Below are 19,100 nucleotides of genomic sequence, written 5' to 3'. Positions count from 1 at the left end.
AAAACCGAAGCTTCAAAATTCCTAAGCCGATTGCTCCGTCCCCACCGTTCCTGCCGTCGGAAGCCCCAATTCCGTGTTCCGGATCGTCAGATCGTCGATGTATACATCGGTTCCGGTCGCGGGCGTGCTGGACGAAGCTATGTTGAAGTGCGTAATCAGGTTGCCGCTCTTGTAGGTGCCGGCCGTTCCCTTGGAGACGCCGTCGACATAGACCGCGATCGTGCCGGCCGTCGCGTCGAAGCGAAGCTCGATATCGTGCCACGCGTCCAGCGTCAGATCCGTCGCCACCGGCAGCTCGACCCGGCTGCCCGCCGAATTGTACACCTTAAGCGAGCCGTCCGTCTCGACGAAGAATTGGAACATCGTCCCTTCTGCCGCGTGCACGTAGGAATAAGGCTCCCGCAGCGAGAAGGAGAACGAGTCGCCCAGGCTGTGAGCGTACAGGCTGAACTTGACGATGCCCTGTCTCATGCCGGGGAACAGACGGCTGCCTGCGGTCAGATTCGTCGTGTTGTCGTCCAGCAGACGGAGCGATCCGGCTCCGCTTCGAGCCTGGTTATGGCTGACTGCGATCGTCGAGCCGAGCTGCCACCAGTAATCGTTCTTCAGCTCTTCATATTCGAAGTCGTCGGACACCCCGTGCGATTTGTACAGATAGCGGTTAAAGTCCTCGACAAGAAGCGTCTGTGCGGTCGACAGGTTCGTCCCCCACCAGCCGAACAGATAGGTGTCGCTGTCGATCATCACGGTGGACGGCTGCGTCGCGGGACGGCTGATCGTATCGGCATTCACAGCGGGTCCGGACAGCCGGGTGCGGCCGAGCAGGTCGCGCATCGCGTTCCAGGAAGCCGTCTCGTCCTTGCTGTAGGCGAGCGTGAGCGGGTTGCGAATGTAGCTCGTTCCTCCGAACGCATTGTTGCCGGGCCACAGCAGCAGCACGTCGCCGTTCGAGTGGCGGGTCAGCACGGACTTCGTATTGGACGAGAACATATTCGCATCGACCGGAGTCGACCACGTCCGCCCATTGTCCGTCGAGACGCTCTCCGCCAGCCTGACCTTGGTCGCGACCTGCTGCCTCATGTACATTTGGAGCGTGCCGTCGGTCAATTGGATGATGGAAGGCTCCGACAGCCCTCCCTCGCCGCCGCTTGCTGCGACGGACAACTGGCTTGCGCTGCGCTGCCAGGTCGCTCCTTTATCCGTCGAGTAGACGACGCTGACGGCGAAGCCGCCGTCGGGGTCCTTCACATAGGCGAATGGGAGAACCCAGTCTCCGTTAGCGAGCTGAATCGGGTCCGCATAGGTAACGTTGTACTTGACCGGATAGGTGACGCCATCGTAGACGAGCGTTCCCGTGTCGATCTGCGCCGGAGTCTGGAACGTCTGCCCGTTGTCCGTCGATCTGGCCATGTACAGATCGCTCCGGCACGCGTTCAGGCAGTCGGTCGTGGTGTAGCCGTAATACGAGTAGAAGAACAGCAGCACATCGCCGTTATCCGGATCGACGAACAGTCCCGCCGGCTCGTCGCGGCCCGCGTTGTTCAGGTTCATGATCTCGACCGGCGTTGTCCACGTTCGTCCCCCGTCCTCCGAATACTTCGCATAGATGCCGCTGGTCGTCGACTGAACCCGATTGGCCACCATCATCAAGTCGCCGTCAGCGAGCAGCACCGGCTTGGCGTTGTCCTTGAACGGCGTCGTCGTGTGATCCTCCAGCGTCTTGTTGCCGTATTCCACCTGCAGCGCTTCCTGGCCGCCTCCCGTGAACGAAGCCGACGGATTGCCGTAATAGAGCCAGATCGTTCCGCTTCCGCCCGCCGCAAGGCTCGGGACGCGAACGTAGAAGCCGTTGTCGTCCATCTCGAACGCCAGCTCCCGCCCGGCGGAATCCGCGAAGCGAACGTCCGCGTAATCGTAGCCGAGCTTGCCCGCCGCCTGCAGCGCGCTTGCGCCGATCGCCGCCTTCGTCACGTACACGGCGCGGTCCTCCAGAAGCTGCGCCCCGCCGTTCGAGACGGAGATCGCCTTCTTGTACGCCCACGAGCCTCCGCCCCCCGCCGTCCACTGTCCGGCAGGCCGGTTCGCCGCAGAGAGCATCTGCTGCAGATTCGAGCCGGAGAACGTGAACGCCGCATCGTCAAAATGATTGTGTACTTTAATATACCGGGCCGTCGCGGAGAAATTGTACAGCACAATCCGGTTGTTCAGCTTGAGGAAGTCGAAGTCCGTCACCTTGGCGAACGTCGCGTTGTCGTTGCTGACGTACAGGGACAGGTCGGCCTTCTCGATCCGCGACGGTCCGGAGGCTTCCTTCAGCTCGACCGTGTTGAAGGAGACGGCCGCCCCCAGGTCGACGCCGATGCTGCGATACTGATAATCGAGCGCCGCCGCTCCCGTCGAGCTCCAATTGCCGATAGCGCCCGACGCCGGATTCCGGTCGTCGTTCAGGTAACCGACCGAGCCGCTCAGCGTCCCCGGCTCGGGTCCGGTATCGAGCACCTCCAGCAGGTTCTGCAGATTGGCTTGCTTCATCCAGACGTTCGTGCTTCCCGCATCGGAGAAGTTCGAATGGACTTTGACGTAGCGCGCCGTCGCGGAGAAGTCGCGAAGGACGATGGAGTTCCCCGTCTTGTCGAAGCTCCACCCGGTCAGCGGAGCATAGGTGACGTTGTCGTTGCTCGTATAGACGGAGAGGTCCGTGCTGCGGTTCACCCGGTTCGTTCTGTCGTCGTCGATGAGCCGAATCTCGTTAAACGATTGAATCGTCTGAAGATCGATGCCGACGCTGCGGCCGAAGTAATCGAAGGCCGCGGCCGCAGAATAGCCGAAGCTGCCGAGCGAGCCGCCGGTCGGCGAGCTGTCGCCGTTAAGGTAACCGACGCTGCCGGACAGTCGCTCGGCATACGCCGCCGGCACCTCCCCCGCCCACGGCGCGGGAACGAACGGAACGGCCGCGAGCGCGGCGAGCAGCAGACAGAGCTTGGATCGTTTGAACATGAATCAAGCACCTCTCTCATCGTCTATGAATGGTTGTGGCCTTTGCCTTGACTTGTCCCTTTGCCTCCCGGAGTTAGCGGACGGCCGCGAGCTCCCGGACGGCGAGCTCGATCTTCGCATGCAGCGCATCGATCTGCTCGGCATGGGCAGCCGACAGCTTCGGCAGCGGAGCCCTGACATCGCCGCAGTCGACTCCCCGACGGCGAACAAGCTCCTTCAACGCCGCATAGATGGGCACCGCCAGCATATCGGTAATGATATCGTTGATGCGGAACTGCACCTGACGGGCCGCCTCGATCCGTCCGGCGGAATACTGCTTCTCAAGCTGGACGAACAGCTCCGGCATAGCGCCGTACGTGCCTCCGATGCCGGCGTCCGCCCCCATGATCCGTCCGGCAAGGTATTGCTCGTCCGGGCCGTTGAACATCAGGAAGCTCTCGCCGCCCATCGCCTTGAATTGCTGAAGCTCGTACGTGCTGGCCGTCGTCGTCTTGATGCCGATGAACTTCGGATTGGCGAGCAACTGCTTCAGCAGCCCCTTCGTCAAGCTGAAGCCGGTCGTCGCCGGAATATGATAGATGATGAACGGCAAGTCCGCGCTGTCCGCGATAGCCGACCAATGCCGGCCGACCGCTTCCTCGGAATAGCCGTAGTAGAACGGCGCCACCGCCGACAATGCGGCAGCGCCCGCCTTCTCGGCATGCACGGCCAGCTCGATGCCGTCCTGCGTGCTGAGCGCGCCGACGTGTGCGATGATCGGCACCTCCCCGGCGCTCGCCTCAATCGCGGCCTCCAGGACCAGCTTGCGCTCTTCTACGCTCTGGAGCAGCCCTTCGCCGGTGCTGCCTCCGACATACAGCCCGTTGACCCCCTTGTCGATCAGGAACCGCGTCAGCTTCTTGACAGCGGCGGGGCTAACCCGGCCCTCCGCGTCATAGCAGGAATTCATGGCGACGATGACTCCTTTGAACTTCTCGGACCATTGAGCTGTCATAGTAAGATATCCTCCTGTAAGTCAAACCTGTTAGTGTGGAAAACAATCAGTCGCGAATAGGAGCAATCAGATAGATGGAATCCCCGCTTCGAACGATCGGCGTGCCCAGCAGCATCACCAGAACGCCGTCCGAGGAAGCGCGAACCTCGTCGAGCACTTCGCCGCCGTAGGATCGAATGGTGCCGATGCGCTCGCCGGCCCGAAGCTCCGCCAGCAGCGGAACATCCGGGACGAAGAAGCCGTCCGCGGCGGCGACGACCGATTCGTCGAAGTTGCCGTCGCCGTGGATCGTCCGAATCTCCGCCGGCGCCTCTCCAAGCTCGGCCGGATTCGAACGGGCAAGCATCCCGAGATGATTCATGAGACGCAGAGCCCCGCTGTAGAACAGGGCCGAATCCTCCGGCCGAATTCGGCGCCCGCCGTACGCTTCGGTGTACAGCCATGGAACCCCGAGCGCCTGGGCGGACGACACGCTTCTTCCCGGAGCGATGCTCTCGTGGCCCCAGAGCAGCGGGCTGCCGAACGCTTCGGCGGCAGCCCGGCAGCGGCGGCCGAACGCCGAGCCGGGGTCGTGATAATACCCGGCCAGCGTGGCGACGGAATAGTGGGTCCCTCCGCTGTGCAGATCGAGCAGGAAGTCGCTTCCGGCGATCAGTCCGTGCAGCTCATAGGCAAGCCGCTCCGTCACGGTGCCGTCCGGCTTGCCCGGGAAGACGCGCGCCAGGTTCTTGTCGTCATCGGGGCTGATGCGGACTCCCGCGCGGTAGGCATAAGGATTCGCAATCGGAAGCATGACGAGGGTTCCGGCCAGTTCCTCGGGCGAGAGCCTCTCGTAGAGACGAAGAATCGTCTCTACGCCTTCATACTCGTCTCCGTGCACGGCGGCGAACACGAGCAGACGCGGTCCGGCTGCCTGCCCCTCGATCGTGAGCAGCGGAATCGACACCGATTCGTCTCCGTTCTCCAGCTTGAGGAGACTGCTTCTTTTCACAGATGGTTCACTCCTTCCATGGTTGATGCAAGCCGCGGCCGCCTCCGTCGGTCACACGATGCTGAGCGGAGGCAGGCCCGCGGCGAACCGGGCGTTCGCCGCCGCGATGCTCGCGCCGCCGGCCGCCGTCAAGGGCGGACCGTGCCCGGCGTACAACTGCTCCACCTCCAGCTCCGCAAGCCGCGCAATCGTCTCCCGGTACGCCTTCTCGCTGTAATCCCGCGTCGTCTGCACCGCCAGCTTCCCGCCGGGGAACACGGCGTCCGCCGCGAACAACGCGCGAAGCTGCGGGCAATAGAGCGCGATCATATCGGCGCTGTGACCCGGCGCGGGCAGCACCTCCAGCGTCAGCCCTCTGCCAAGCCGCAGCGTCTCCCCCGGCGATAGAACCCGCTCGACAGGGCAAGCCGCGAACCGGTAGTCCGACGGATACACGCCCGCCGCCCGCGCTTCGATCAGGCCCATCCGCTCCTCGTCTCCGTTGCCGACGATATCGGCGGTCATCGCGGAAGCCGCCACGCTCGGTGTCTGCAAGCGAGAGCGCAAGCCGAACGCTCCGCCCGAATGATCGGCGTGGGCGTGCGTCAGGATCAGCAACCGGATGCGCTCCGGCTCGATTCCGTCCGCCAGCAGGTTGGCGACGATCGCTTCCGTCCCGAGCCCCGCTCCCGCGTCGATAAGAACGTAATCGTCTCCGGCGCGAAGTGCATAGACGTTGCAGTCGAGAGCGTCGCTGACGAGCGGGCCGAGCGCTCCCCCGCCCACCGCGAATACGTGCTCCGTCAGCTTCATGGCGCTCCCGCCGACTCGCTTAAGCGCACGGCCCTTCCTTCCGCGGCCGACCTCTCCACGGCGGCGGCGACCTGCAGCGCGCGAAGCGCGTCCCGGGGCCTGAGCACCTCGGAGGGACGCCCCGCCATCGCGCATTCGGCGAAGTGGCTCAGCTCGGCGGCGAGCGCTCCCCCCGTCTTGCCATGCAGGACGTAATCGTTAAGCAGGCCCTGAACGTCGGTTCTTCTATCGTTCGAATAATAGACTCCCGGCTCGGGGTCGATAATCGTGACCGCTCCTCTCTCCGCGGAGATCTCCATGCGCACATCGGCCGGGGCCGGCGCGCCTTCCGGGAGTAGCCAGTTGTTCTCCAGGATGCCGATGCCTCCGCCCCGGAAGGTCAGCATCGCCCAACTGACGTCCGGCGGGCCGTCCGCGCCCGGAGCGGAGCGCAGGGCGTACACCTCCTCAACCTCGTCGTCCATATACCAATGCATCAGGTCGATGTCGTGAATGCCGAGGATGTACACCGGATTAACCCGATTGTAGATGGGGAAAAAAACGCTGCCGTTGTTGCGCTTGGCGTAAATCGTGCGAATTCGTCCATACGGGCTCTCGGCCAGCCGGGTCTTCACCGCGGCGTACCTTGGATCGAAGCGCAGCACGTGCCCGATCATCAGCACCTTGCCGCCGTTCTCGGCCGCTTCGATCATCCGCGCCGCCGCCTCCGGCCGGTGGGCAATCGGCTTCTCCGCGAAGACGTGGGCGCCCGCCCGAAGCGCGGCGATCGCCGGTTCGTCGTGCAGATGCTCCGGCGTCAGCACGTCAACGGCGTCGAAGGTGCGGCTGTCCAGCATCTGCCGCCAGTCCGCATAGCACTCCGCCTCCGGGAACAACTCCTTGAACAGCGGGAATCTCGCGGCGTCGCTGTCGCAGAGCGCAGTCACCTTCACCCCCGGCATCTGGCTCCAGATGCGCGCGTGAAGCGTCGCGAACCTGCCGAGTCCGATAATTCCCAGCCTTAGCTCTCTCATCGCGTACCTCCTCGTTGCGAATGAATTATATGCCCAGCGCGGCCGCTTCCAGGAGCGGCACGTCCCGATCCTTCACCATCTCCTCCACGCTGGCCCCGTCCTTGAAGCCGACTCCGCTGACGATGCAGACAACCGGTCCGCTATCGAACGTCCTCCCGTTGTCCCGCTCGCGGATCAGACCCGCCAGAGCGGTTGCGCCCGCAGGCTCGCAGAAGATGCCTTCCTCTTCCGCCAGCATCCGCTGAGCCGTATAGATGTCGCCGTCCGCGACCGATACGGACGAGCCGTCACCCGCCGCCATCAGCGCAAGCGCGGCCTCTCCGTCCGGCGGGTTCGGCACCTGCAGGCCGGAGATGCGCGAGGTTGCCGGTCCGGGCGCCGGATGCTTCTCTCCCAGCTTATAAGCTCTCGCGATGTTGGAGCAGCCGTCCGGCTGCACCGCAACCATGTGGGGCTTGCCTGTGGCCAGCCCCAACCGGCTCAGCTCGTCGAAGCCCTTCCAGATGCCGACGTACAAGCCGCCGCCGCCCGCCGGGGAGTACACCCTCGCGGCAGCCGCTTCGCCCAATTGCTCCGCGATCTCGTAGGCGATCGTCTTGACGCCTTCCATCGCATAAGGGTTGAAGCGGAAGGCGGTCACCATGATCTCCCAGTTATGCTCCTTCGACGCCGCGACAACGCGGTCGAACACCTCCTCGCCCACCTCCGGGCTATAGCCGAAGCCGACCACCTTGCGGACGTCCGCTCCGTAGGCCAGCACCTGCGCCAGCTTCGCTTCCGCCATGTTCTCCAGCACGAAGAGATGGTACGGAAGCTTCGCACGCGCCGCATAGGCCGCCGCCGCCGCTCCGGCATTGCCGGACGAGGTGCCGATGCACGCCGCTTTGCCTTGAGCCAGCGCCCAGGAGACCCCCATCGCGGCGATGCGGTCCTTGTACGAGCCGGTCGGATTGCCGCCTTCATACTTGAAGTACAACTGCTCGATGCCCAGCCGCTTGCCTAACGACACGCTGCGCACAAGCGGCGTTCCGCCTTCGCCCAATTCGATTCGGCTGGAGGCGGGAACGTTCGGCAGCAAGGCTGCGTACTTCCAGATTCCTTGACGCGCTCCCTTGTTCCAGTTCCCGTCCGGACGCTCGTATTGAAGCAGCAGAGCGCCTCCGCAGAGGGGGCAGGAATACGGCGTTCCGGACGGAGCCGTGCTCCCGCAAGCGCTGCATATCGCGTTCATGACGTTCCTCCTCCTATTATGGTATGACCACCAAAGAGCTTTCAGCCCCTAACCTTTCCGCCACTGACCGGGAATAAGCAGCTCCTCCGGCACCTCGCCGAAGAGCTTGCCGATTGCCGCCAGCGCCCGTTCGGAGAGCGGTGGTCCGCTCAGCAGGCGGATGTTGGCGTCAAGCTGCTCCGGGCGCTCCATCCCGACGATCAGGCTGTCGATGCCGGGATAATCCCTGACGAAGGAGAACGCGAGCTGAAGTGTGGATACGCCTTCTTCCTCCGCCAGACGGCGCAGCGACCTTAGCGAAGGCTCGGCCTGCCGCAGCCCGCCCGGCAGCGAAGCGGGCTCCAGGGCGAACAAGCCCTGCAGGAACACGCTTCTCGCGACGATCGCCTTGCCCTCTTCGCGCATCCGTTCAATCGCGCCGACGCGGAGAAGGCGATGATCGAAGACATTAAACGGAACCTGGACGACCGTGTAGACGTCGTCGCGGATCTGATCCGCCAGCGCGAGGTATTGCTCGGCCGTGTGTCCCGTCAGAGAGACCCCTCCCGCAGCGATAAGACCTTCCGCCCTCAGCCGGCGCATCGTCCTCGTCACCGCGCTTCCGCAGCGTCCGAGCACGTCCGGATCGTGAAGCTGCAGCACGGACAAGCGCGGCAAGCGAAGCCGCTCCAGACTCGCCCTTACGCTGTCGTACATATAGGCTTCGATCTCTCGCTCGCTCATCGCCGGGTCGGCCGGCAGCTTGACCTTGGTCATGACCGTTCGCTCCGTCGGCGCCACTCTTCTGGAGAAGCAATCGCCGAGCCGCTGCTCCGAGCTCCCGTATTCCGGAGCCGTGTCGAAGGAGCGGATGCCGGCTTGCTCGCACGCCGCCAGCATCCGGTCGGCATCCACCTCCTCTGCGGCATTCGCGATGCCGTAGCCCTTCAGTCCGAGCTGCGCCGTTCCGAGCGTCAGCCTGGACAACGGTACGCCGCCCTCGTACCGTCCGCTCATTTTTATCATCCCGCCGCGCCTCCAATATGATGGTATGACCAAGTTCGCAGCTATCGCCGTGCTGGTCGATATTGCGCTATCCCTTTTCCAGAAAGGGTACCTTATCCCATGCGATCAGTATCCTAATTATTGGAAACCACCAGCCTGATCAGCAGGGATAAGGCACCCTTTTTCTGGAATGATAGATGGCAGATGCCCGCGTCCCTGTTATCGGACCCAATCGGACAACGGATCGAACCTGCTAGATAAACTTCTGAAGAGGGGCCAGGTGAATCTCCATCTCCCGCTTCGCTCTTGCCACGTCCTTCGCCCGAATCGCATCGATCACGTTCTGGTGCTCGTCAACCGACTTCCTCGAGCTCTCCACGGAATCGAAGTGCTGCGTGCGGATCTTGAGGAAGAAGTCGCTGATCAGCCCGCTCAGCTCCAGATACGTCTCGTTCCCGGTCGCCCGGAACAGCGTCTCGTGGAACGCCAGGTCCTCCTCGATCGGAGGCAGCCCCTGATCGACCTTCTCCGCCATCCGGCGATTCCACTCGTCCATCCGATCCAGGCAGGCGACATCATAGTTCTCGATCGCCATCTCCACGGCGCCCAGCTCCAGAATGCGGCGGGTCTTCACCAGCTCCGTCATCTTGCGCTCGTCCTGATGCCAGCGGAACGACACCTGCTCCAGAATCGGCTTCAGCGACGGCCCTCCGACATAGATCCCGTCGCCCGTCTTGATCTTGACGATGCCGAGCATCTCCATCGACTTCAACGCTTCGCGAACGACCGTCCGGCTTACGCCCAGCGCGTCGATAAGCTGCTTCTCGGAGGGGAGCTTGTCCCCTTCCCGCATGTCTTTCTCCAAGATGTATTCCTTGATTCGTTCGCTCACGATGTGGGACAGGTTCACTTTCTCCGACGAATTCAACATGCGCTCACCTCCGGCGATTCGCCACTCTATTGGACAATCCTTATGCCCCTTCACTGTTCTCCCAATCATTCTTCCAAATAATGTTGCTTCAACTCTACTAGCCGCCTCGTTCGCTGTCAATCGCCGCCCGTGCCTCTTCCTCCAATTGACAGAGTATGCAAAGCGGGGTACCCTTGTTTATAGTGGTCTGACCAACGGCGAAGCCAGCCGTTTCGTCGAACGCAGAAGGAGCTGCCGCCCATGAAGCCGATTGCCAAGAGCGAACGATACACGCTGACCGAGCTGATCGTTCGCAACCTGAAGACCTATATCATCAATCGCGAGCTGAAGCCGGGCGACAAGCTTCCGGCCGAACGCGAGCTTTGCCAGACGCTCGGCGTCAGCCGCGCCGTCCTGCGCGAAGCGCTGCGTTCCCTCGAGAGCGCCGGCCTGCTGCACATTCGCCACGGCGAAGGCAGCTATGTCGCCGTTCATTTCTTTAACCCGCTCTATGAACAGCTTCACTTTATCCGGCGAATGGACCCGAAGCGGCAGAGCGATGTGCAAGGCATCCGCTATATAATAGAAGCGTCCGCCCTCGAGCCCGCCTCCAGGCTTGACGCCCGCGAATGGGACAAATTGCTCGGACTTGCCGAACGCTTCGAGAGCGCCGACCTGTCCGATGCGGCTTCGCGAAGCGAGCTGGACACCCAGCTCCATCTGGCGCTCATTCGTTCCTTGGGCAACAGAACTCTCGAGGAGATGGCCGAAGCGTTCCTGCGCCTGGATGCCCGAATCGACGACACCGACGGGGAGCATCGCGCACACGCCCGCGAGCACGATCTCTACCTGGGCGCCATCCGCGAAGGGGACATGAAGCTCGCCAAGGAGCTGCTGGGGAAGCACCTGTCTACCAGTTGCTCCATCCCCCGTCCATAACGAGATTATGTCCCGTGATGTAGGATGAAGCGCGGGAGGCCAGATACACGACCGCGCCTTTGATATCGTCGTCGTCCGCCATTCTGCCGAGCGGCGTTCTTACCTTGTAATTCCGGAGGAATTCGTCGTTGTCGTCCTCCAACGCTCCGGACGGGTTATAGCCGCCGGGGCTTATGCTGTTGACCCGGATGTTGTACGGCCCGTAGTAATTGGCCAGCCACTTGGTCATGCCGACCAATCCCCACTTGTTGTACGTATATTCGATTCCGCTTGTTCGACCGGTGTTGCCGTATACGGGAAAATTCGGGCCCAGAATTCCTTGAATGGAGGAAATATTAATAATATTTCCTTCCCTCCGCTCTCTCATCGAGGGGACGACCGCCTTCGTCAGCAGCATCGTTCCGAGCCCGTTCACCTGCTCGGCCGCGCTCCAGCCGCCCGCCTCCGTCTGCTCCAGATCGGCCAATCCGACCCGCGAGACGGCGTTGTTGACCAGAATGTCGATGCGCCCGCAGCGCTCCAGCGTCTGCGCAACGAACGATTGAATGCTCGCTTCGTCGCCCAGGTCGAGCGGGAGCGCAACGGCGTCCGCGCCTTCGCCGCGAAGCTTGGCCGCCAGAGCTTCGCATTCGGCCACGCCGCGCGAAGCGATAACGACGGCAGCCCCCGCTTGCGCCAGAGCGGCAGAGATGTGGGCTCCGTACAAGCCGGAGCCTCCGGTCACGACCGCCACCTTGGAATCGAGCCGGAACAGCTCCATCACATTCATCGCAGCTCCTCCTCCTTTTTCCACACTCGTTCTTTATCCCTTCACGCTGCCAACCGTAATGCCCTTGACGAAATAACGTTGGAACGCGATAAATACGACAAATATCGGAATGAAGCCCATCGTGGCCGCAGCCATCTGCGCGCCGTAATTGGCCGAGAATTCGCTGACTAGAGTGGAGATGCCGACGTTGATCGTCATCTTCGATTCGTCGCTGAGCATGATGAGCTGCCACAGGTAGTCGTTCCAGGAGAACGAGAACACGAAGATGGCGAGCGCGCCGATTCCGGGCTTGACCACCGGCAGGAACAGCTTTGTGAACAAGGCAATCTCGCTGCAGCCGTCGATCTTGCCCGCCTCGAGCAATTCGTTCGGCACCGTCTGGCTGAACTGCTTCATGAGGAAGGCGGCGAACGGCAGAGCCATGACCGGAAGGATGACGCTCCAGCCGTTGTTGACCAGATGCAGGTTCTTCATCAGCGTGAACAGCGGCACAAGCCCCAGTTGGCGCGGAATCATCATTGTGACGATGACCAACCCGAACAGAACGGCCTGCCCGGTGAAGCGATGCTTGGTGAACGCATAGCCGGCCATCGTCGCCACGATGCAGGCGAGCAGCGTCGAGCCTCCCGCGATCAGCACGCTGTTGAGCAGCCAGCGGACCACCTCGCTCTCCGCGAACAGCTTCGTGTAGTTGGCTGTCGTCGGTGCGGAAGGGAACAGCTCCGGCGGAATTTGAACCGCCATCGACTGGCTCTTGAACGAGCCGGTGATCATCCAGTAGATCGGGAACAGGAAGAACAACGCGCATAGATAGAGCACCAGGTCGGCAGCCCATTTAAGTCCTTTGGTCATCGGCGGCGCCTCCTTAATACTCGACATCGGACCGGAAGAATTTGAATTGAATCAGGGAGAAAATCGAGATCAGCACAGCAAGCAAAACACCCATCGCGGAAGCGAGACCCAGATTGCCGTACTTGAAGGCTGTCTCATACAGCATGTACATGATCGTCGTTGTGGAGTAGTTCGGGCCGCCGCCGGTGAGCAGTTGGATGACGACGAACGTCTGGAAGGCGCCGATGGTCGTCGTCACGACGACATACAGCGTCGTCGGCTTCAGCAGCGGCAGCGTAATGCTCCAGAACTTCCGCCAAGGCGAGGCCCCGTCGATCGATGCCGCCTCGTAGTAGGAAGACGGGATGCCTCCGAGCCCGGCCAGATACAGAATAAACGGCTGTCCGACGCACCACGTAATGACGACGATGATGACCGCAACAAGCGTAACCGAGGAATCCGACAGCCACATAACGGGCTCTATCCCGAAGAGGGAGAGTCCGTAATTCGCGACCCCGGTCATCGGATTGTAAATCCACAGCCAAGCGATCGACAGGATAACCTGCGAGGTGACGATCGGCAGATAGAAGCTCGCCCGGAAGAACGAAGCGACCGCCGCCGACTTGTGGATGACGATGCTGGCCGCCGCCAGCGAGAAGCCTACCGATAGCGGCACGACTCCCAGGACAAGCAGGAAGGTGTTGCGAATCGACTTGAGGAACACGTCGTCCCCGAGCAGATGAGAGTAGTTGCCGAAGCCGATCCATTCCTTGCGTCCGATGCCGTAATCGAACAAGCTCAAATAAATCGCGTCAAGGAACGGATAAATCTCGAAGGCGGCGAACACGAGCAGGAACGGAAGGATGAAGAAGAAACCCCAGAATTCCCGGTAAGCTCTAGATGCCATGATCTTATCCCAACTCTCTTCATGAACTTGCCGGAGGAAGTCCGCTGCAGCGCTGAAGGCTCCCCCCGGCATGGCTCCTGCACCTTACTTGGAATTCGTTGCGATAATCTCGTTGGCCTTGGCAACCCAGTCGTCGAGCGCCTGCTGCGCGGTCTTATGCTTCGTGAACGCGGCTTGGAGCTCGGGGAAGAAGGCGTTGCGGGTCTCGGAGTAGCCCGGAATCGACAGCCCGATATCCTTCGCATAGGCAGACAGCTTGATCGTCTTGCCCTGCGGAGAATCCTCCGCATAGCTCGCCGCCATCGACTTGCGCGTCGCGATGACGCTGGCGGCCTCCGCCATCTTGGCCATGCTTTCCTTGCTGTTGACGAAGGTCGCGAATTCCTTGGCAGCGCTCATCTTCGCTTCGTCCTTCGTATTCCATACCCAGGTTCCGTAGCCGAGCAGCAGCGAATTCGAGCTCTCGCCGTCCTTGCTCGGGTAAGGGACGATATCGTAGTTGAACTTCTTGGCCGAGCCTTCCGCGAAGGCTTTGTCGAACGCGCCGAGGTTGGCCAGGCTTCCGAAGGTCATGCCGATCTTGCCCTGCAGGAACATCTCGTTGATGACCGCGCCCGCCTTGAGACCCGGTGTTCCCGGAGGCGTCAGCCCTTCGTCGATCAGGCTTGTCAGGTACTCAAGGCCTTCGACCCCTTCCGGAGAATTGAGCACCGCCTTCGTCTTGTCGTCCGACCAGGTGCTGGCGCCGAAGCCCCACAGGAACAAGTGATGACTCTGATCGCCGCCCGTATCGCCGGCATACGTGCCGAAGCCGTAGATGCCGTTGGCCGGGTCGTTGACGGCCTGCGCCGCTTCCTTGAACTGATCGTACGTCCATGTGGCCATGTTCTTCGGCAGCAGATCGGTTGCTCCCTTGGCTTCGAACAGATCCAGGTTCACCATCATGCCCGGTGCCGTAATGCTGTTGGGAATGATGTACAAGTGCCCGTCCACCGACAGCGAATCCAGAACGCCCGCCTCGAAGTCTTCCTTGTCGATAGCCTCCTCCAGCGGGACGAGCAGATCCTTCTTCGCGTAGGTGAGCGGCCAGCCGATCGCCCCTTGCTGAACGTCCGGAAGCTCTGCGGTGTTGATCGCGATGCTGATTCTCTCCGCGATCTTGTCGTCCGGCGTCTTGACGAGCTTGATCGTCGTGCCGGGATGGGCCGTCTCGTAATCGCCCTTGATCGATTCATAGGCGCTCTGCAGGTCCTCCCGCGCATCGACCCACCATGTCAGCTCCACCTTCTGGCCCGAAGCGCTCGCGCTTGCCGGAGAGCCTCCTTCCGCCGTCCCGCCATTCCCGTTGTTGCCGCAGCCTGCCATGAATCCGATCGATAAGACAAGTGCTCCCGCTGCCCAATTCGCTTTTCTCATGCGTATCCCCCCAAGGTTTGAAGTTCGAGTTGCCGCCTGCCGATTCCTCCTCCGCTCGATTCGGAACCGGCCCAAGTCCATAAGCCCCATCTCTTGATGCTCAAGCTCGTCTGCTGCTCAACCTTGCCGTATCTAACTTCCAACCGCAGCCTTTGTTTCGAGAGACACCTCCGAATTAGTATTATGGTCTTACCACTTAGTCCGAGCAAAAAATTCCTGTCTGCGATCCCGCCTAAATAGAGAGTATGGTATGACCAGATGATAGATAAAGCTTACACTTTCGCTCCATGCCTGTCAATCGTTTATGTGCACTTTGCGAAAATTATGTTAGGTTATCTGACATGGTTATCCAATGTAATCGCAATCATAGGATACGGATGTCATATCGAGAATGCGGCCTTCCGCGCCGGATCTCATCGCCGCCTCCGCCATCGCCACCGAGCGAAGCGCCGCCGTCCCGTCTATCAGCGCTTGAATATCCGCCTCAACCGGCCTTCCTCTCACGGCGGCGAGAAATACGAGCATCTCCCGCTTCATCGGAGCCTGAAGGAAGCTTGGCGGCCGTTCCTCCGGGCTTCCGAAGACAACTCCGCCGCCCCGCTCGCCGCGAAACAATGCGGCACGCTCCCCGTCCTCTTGCGCGTCCCCGTTCAGCCCGATGCGGACGGGCGCAGCCCCTTCTCTCCTAAGCTCGATCTCGGACTTATGCCAATCGATCCAGACGGAGCCGCCCGTCCCATTCACCTTCACCCAATGCTCGCCCCGGCGATAGCTCGTCCCGTAATGAAGCGTGCCGAGCGCGCCGCTCTGGAAGCGAAGGGTCAACAGCAGCACGTCGTCTTCGCCGGAGAAGCCGTCCTCCCCGCGATGGGCGACGTTGCCTGCCAGCATGACAAGACGCTCGACCGGCCCCATCAGCGACAGCAGCAAATCCAGCTCGTGAATATGGTGGAACAGTTGTCCCCCGGACTGGGCGCGTTGGCCCTTCCAACCCGGATGCGGGCGCACGTCCTCCCAGCCCGTTCGGGCCGCGTGAACGGCAACGAGCCGGCCGATCTCCCCCGCCGCCAGCCAGGCTTTGACTTGCCGGATGCCGGGAAGGAAGTGCAGAATATGGCCGAGCATCAGCCGCACGCCGTTCTCGCGGCACGCCTTCACCATCTCCCGGCAATCGCTCAGCGACAGAGCGGCGGGCTTCTCGCAGAAGACATGCTTGCCCTGCAAGGCTGCCGCGACAACGGCCTCCTTGTGCAGATGATTCGGGCTTGCCACGATAACGGCCTCCACGTCCGCTCGGCGGAGCAGACGATCCGCCGTCGACTCTACCTCGCAGCCCAGCTCGGCCGCAAGCCCGGAGAGGTCCCTGGCGCCTCCGCCGCAGATGGCCGCCACGCGGGCTCCCTCCAGCCCGCGAATAATCCGTGCGAACTCCGCGCCGAAGTACCCGCAGCCGATAACGCCGACGCCTATGACTCTATCGACTCCATCGCTCCCGCCCATCAGACCATCCGATTCGTCAGGCGGCCGAGCTTCTCGATCTCCACCGTCACGATGTCCCCGGACTTCAGGTAAACCTGCTTATCGGCCGGATAACCGAGCACGACGCCCTCCGGCGTTCCGGTCAGAATAAGGTCTCCCGGCTCCAGCGTCATGTGCCGCGACAGGTAGCTGACAATCTCGTCACAGTGGAAAATCATATCCGCCGTGTTCGACGATTGCCGGGTTTCTCCGTTGACGGTACAGGAGATGGCGAGCTCGTTCGGGTTGCCGACCTCGTCCGCCGTCACCAGATACGGCCCGATCGGGGCGAACTTGTCGCAGGTCTTGCCCAGCAGCCATTGGGACGTGCGCAGTTGCAGATCCCGCGCCGACAGGTCGTTGGCGTTGCAATAGCCGAAGACATAACCCAGCGCTTCCTCGCGCGAGACGTCCTTGGCCTTGCGCCCGATGACGACGGCAAGCTCCGCCTCATAATCGACCTTGTCCGAGACGGCGGCGGGCAGCGGAACGTCCTCCCCATGCGCGGCCAGGGCGTTGCCGTACTTGCTGAACAGAATCGGCGACTGCGGAATCGGCGCATTCGTCTCTTCCGCGTGCTTGCGGTAGTTCAGGCCTACGCAGATGATTTTGCCCGGCTTCGGCACGCAGGGGGCCAGTTCAAGCTCCTCCTCGCGAAGCAGCGACGCTCCGCTCGCATTCTCCGCCAATGATCGCAGCGCGGCGAGCGCCCCCTCGCCTCCTGCGATCGCTTCTTCGACGGTCGAAGGCAGGCTCGAGCCCGCTTCGCCGGCCGCCCCGCCGCGCGCCTCGGTCACGTCCAGCACGGAGCCTTCCGCAGCCTGAATGCCGAGACGGCTAACGCCGTCCCGAATAAAATGAACCAATCTCATCGACAATTGCTCCTCTCTCGAAAGACGGACAAGCGCGGACGCGGTTCTCCTTCGTCCAGCGGATAGACCGGCCGGGCGACGGACTCGTATCGGAAGTGGGCGAGATTCGCGCTGCAGCAGCCGGGGGAATCCACGTGAACGATGCCTTGGGCGAAGGGGCCGAAGGCGGTCTGCCAAGCGATGGCCGACTTGGCCAGGATAATGTCGTAATCGGCGGGCCACAGCCCCACGGAACGAACGTGGCCGAGATCCCACGGGGGCACCCGCTTCTCCGTCAGGACAAGCGTCAGGCTGCCGCACTCCACTACCGCCGTATGTCCCATGAACGCCAACTGTCCCGTCATATAAGGACCTACATGACGGTACTCGCCGTCGGACAAGAGACGGACCTTGCCCTCCACAGCCACGGGCGACCCGTGAAGCTCGTCGTGCCGCCCGCCGACCGCTCGCCGGAACGTCCCGCCGATTCCGGCGAGCGCGGCCGCCTTGACCGCCGCTTCGTCGCAGATCACGGCGAGAGCCCGCTTCGGAAGCTTCGTCAGGCACGCCAGCGTATGCGTGGCATCCGCCGGGGCGCCGCCTCCCACGTTGTCCGAGCCCTCGACGAGGACGATTGGACCTTGCGGGGCGGCAAGCGCGGCCGCGACCGCCTCGCCGGGAGGCAATGCCGACAGGCCGAACCTCGTCTTGAAGCCGACCGCCATCCTGCAGAGCTCCTTGGCATATCTGGCGGCGAGCTCTTCGTCACCGTCCGTCGTCACGATAAAGCTCATGCCCGCATCGGCTACGTCGCTATAGGGGAATCCCCCGGCGACCGTCACGTTAAGCACTCCTGCGGTTTTTTCCATCGCGAATGCCCGCTCCATCAGCTCCTTCATCGCACCCTGCTCCGTCATCATGGCTTGCGGAACGACAAGCATGTTCGTATGCGCGAGAGCTCTGGCCGGACGAATCTCCGCGTTCGCGCAGCCAACGAGCAGTTCGAACGCTTCCGCCGCGCGCTCGAACATATCGACGTGAGGATAAGTGTCATAGCCGACGATGATGTCGGCGAGCTCTGCCATATCGGCGCTGACGTTGCCGTGAAGGTCGATCGTCGCGACAATCGGGAAGCTTGCTCCAAGCTTCCCGCGAAGCCGGCGCAGCAGCTCGCCCTCCAGATCCGGATAGGAAGCGGCGACCATGGCCCCGTGCACGATGAGCAGCAGGCCATCCGATTCGGGGGAGACGGAATCGACGACCGCCTCCAGCAGCTCCTCTGCCGCCGTATCCGTCAACGTCCCGCTGGGCGTCGCAGCCGCATAGAAGCCCGGCGTCAGCTCGACTCCGAGCTGCTTCGCCGCGGCGATCGCGCCTCCCATCGAGGTGCGGGTTCCCTCATAGCGGCCGACAAAAGCTTCCGGGCCTGCGACGCGCTCACTGGCGAAAGCCTCGAGCTCCGTTACGAACGGGGCGAACGTGTTCGTCTCCTGATAAAGACCCGCCACGGCGAATTGCCGGGCGCTTCGCCCGTACTCGGACGTCATCGGGCTTCTCCCCGTACGGAAGGAGCGTGAGCGATCACGTCGATCTCGACCAGGTAGTCGCCGATGCCGGCATGAACCGTCGTTCGGGCCGGGTATGGCGCCTTCATGACGCTTGCGTACGCTTTGTTGTAGCCGGGGGAGTCTTCTCCCTTCGACAGAATCGCGTTGACTTTAATAACATGATCCAACGTCAGACCCGCTTCGTTAAGAATAAGTTCGATGTTGCCCAGCGCCCGAACGGTCTGGCTCTCGATCGTATCCCCGTCCTTCGCGAGCGTCTTCGGATCGACGCCGACCTGTCCGGAGACATAGACATAGTCTCCGGACCTGACCGCATGGGAGAACGGCAACGGGAATTGCGGCGCTTGGCCCGCTTGGATGCATTCGGACATGCTGATTCCTTCTTTCTG

17 protein-coding genes are annotated in these 19,100 nt (G+C 62.2%); 1 reads left to right on the top strand and 16 read right to left on the bottom strand.

Annotation, left to right across the window (positions count from 1 at the left end):
- Positions 1–21 precede the first annotated feature (21 nt).
- The 8 genes from E6C55_RS16790 to E6C55_RS16755 all read right to left on the bottom strand — a co-directional run bounded on the left by E6C55_RS16790 (position 22) and on the right by E6C55_RS16755 (position 9,933).
- Positions 22–2,997, bottom strand: a complete 2,976-nt coding sequence (locus E6C55_RS16790) for a DUF2341 domain-containing protein (protein ID WP_136370964.1) — start codon at positions 2,995–2,997, stop codon at positions 22–24.
- A gap of 73 nt (positions 2,998–3,070) precedes the next feature.
- Positions 3,071–3,991 (bottom strand): dihydrodipicolinate synthase family protein, encoded by a 921-nt coding sequence (locus tag E6C55_RS16785; RefSeq protein WP_136370963.1) that lies wholly within the window; start codon positions 3,989–3,991, stop codon positions 3,071–3,073.
- 46 nt (positions 3,992–4,037) lie between these two features.
- Positions 4,038–4,982, bottom strand: a complete 945-nt coding sequence (locus tag E6C55_RS16780) for a succinylglutamate desuccinylase/aspartoacylase family protein (protein ID WP_168735694.1) — start codon at positions 4,980–4,982, stop codon at positions 4,038–4,040.
- Between the two features lie 51 nt (positions 4,983–5,033).
- The gene (locus E6C55_RS16775; RefSeq protein ID WP_168735693.1) at positions 5,034–5,774 is read right to left on the bottom strand and encodes an MBL fold metallo-hydrolase; all 741 of its coding nucleotides are present in this window, start codon (positions 5,772–5,774) and stop codon (positions 5,034–5,036) included.
- Positions 5,771–6,787 (bottom strand): Gfo/Idh/MocA family protein, encoded by a 1,017-nt coding sequence (locus E6C55_RS16770; RefSeq protein ID WP_136370960.1) that lies wholly within the window; start codon positions 6,785–6,787, stop codon positions 5,771–5,773. Before E6C55_RS16770 ends, E6C55_RS16775 begins: the two co-directional genes overlap by 4 nt.
- Before the next feature lie 25 nt (positions 6,788–6,812).
- On the bottom strand, positions 6,813–8,018 hold the full coding sequence (locus tag E6C55_RS16765) for a threonine synthase (protein ID WP_136370959.1): 1,206 nt from the start codon (positions 8,016–8,018) through the stop codon (positions 6,813–6,815).
- 48 nt (positions 8,019–8,066) lie between these two features.
- Entirely contained in the window at positions 8,067–9,023 is a 957-nt protein-coding gene (locus tag E6C55_RS16760) for an aldo/keto reductase (protein ID WP_136370958.1), read from the bottom strand.
- A 232-nt stretch (positions 9,024–9,255) separates the two neighbouring features.
- Positions 9,256–9,933 carry a FadR/GntR family transcriptional regulator gene (locus tag E6C55_RS16755; RefSeq protein WP_168735692.1) on the bottom strand — a complete coding sequence of 226 codons (678 nt, stop codon included), beginning with the start codon at positions 9,931–9,933 and terminating at the stop codon, positions 9,256–9,258.
- A gap of 240 nt (positions 9,934–10,173) precedes the next feature.
- Here E6C55_RS16755 and E6C55_RS16750 point away from each other — a divergent pair, with 240 nt between their 5' ends.
- Complete coding sequence (locus E6C55_RS16750) at positions 10,174–10,851, top strand: FadR/GntR family transcriptional regulator (protein WP_136370956.1); 678 nt, start codon at positions 10,174–10,176, stop codon at positions 10,849–10,851.
- Here E6C55_RS16750 and E6C55_RS16745 read toward each other — a convergent pair.
- The 8 genes from E6C55_RS16745 to E6C55_RS16710 form a co-directional block, all read right to left on the bottom strand.
- Positions 10,823–11,620: an SDR family NAD(P)-dependent oxidoreductase gene (locus tag E6C55_RS16745; RefSeq protein WP_211093598.1), complete on the bottom strand. Its 798-nt coding sequence runs from the start codon at positions 11,618–11,620 to the stop codon at positions 10,823–10,825. The genes E6C55_RS16750 and E6C55_RS16745 overlap by 29 nt on opposite strands.
- A 33-nt stretch (positions 11,621–11,653) precedes the next feature.
- On the bottom strand, positions 11,654–12,472 hold the full coding sequence (locus E6C55_RS16740) for a carbohydrate ABC transporter permease (protein ID WP_168735691.1): 819 nt from the start codon (positions 12,470–12,472) through the stop codon (positions 11,654–11,656).
- Positions 12,473–12,485: 13 nt separating this feature from the next.
- Positions 12,486–13,358 carry a carbohydrate ABC transporter permease gene (locus E6C55_RS16735; RefSeq protein ID WP_136370954.1) on the bottom strand — a complete coding sequence of 291 codons (873 nt, stop codon included), beginning with the start codon at positions 13,356–13,358 and terminating at the stop codon, positions 12,486–12,488.
- An 84-nt stretch (positions 13,359–13,442) separates the two neighbouring features.
- Complete coding sequence (locus E6C55_RS16730; protein WP_168735690.1) at positions 13,443–14,774, bottom strand: ABC transporter substrate-binding protein; 1,332 nt, start codon at positions 14,772–14,774, stop codon at positions 13,443–13,445.
- Positions 14,775–15,119: 345 nt separating this feature from the next.
- Entirely contained in the window at positions 15,120–16,274 is a 1,155-nt protein-coding gene (locus E6C55_RS16725; protein ID WP_136370952.1) for a Gfo/Idh/MocA family protein, read from the bottom strand.
- A complete protein-coding gene (locus E6C55_RS16720) occupies positions 16,274–17,164 on the bottom strand; it encodes a fumarylacetoacetate hydrolase family protein (RefSeq protein WP_136370951.1) in 891 nt (296 codons plus the stop codon). The genes E6C55_RS16725 and E6C55_RS16720 overlap by 1 nt, the downstream gene beginning before the upstream one ends.
- Complete coding sequence (locus tag E6C55_RS16715) at positions 17,161–18,690, bottom strand: M81 family metallopeptidase (RefSeq protein ID WP_136370950.1); 1,530 nt, start codon at positions 18,688–18,690, stop codon at positions 17,161–17,163. The genes E6C55_RS16720 and E6C55_RS16715 overlap by 4 nt, the downstream gene beginning before the upstream one ends.
- Positions 18,687–19,082: a RidA family protein gene (locus E6C55_RS16710; protein WP_136370949.1), complete on the bottom strand. Its 396-nt coding sequence runs from the start codon at positions 19,080–19,082 to the stop codon at positions 18,687–18,689. The genes E6C55_RS16715 and E6C55_RS16710 overlap by 4 nt, the downstream gene beginning before the upstream one ends.
- Positions 19,083–19,100 lie beyond the last annotated feature (18 nt).

Origin of the sequence: Cohnella fermenti (assembly GCF_004801405.1) — a bacterium.
GTDB classification, from domain to species: Bacteria; Bacillota; Bacilli; order Paenibacillales; family Paenibacillaceae; genus Cohnella; species Cohnella fermenti.
The sequence above is the reverse complement of the archived record's forward strand: the minus strand, read 5'-3'. Positions and strand labels throughout refer to the sequence as shown.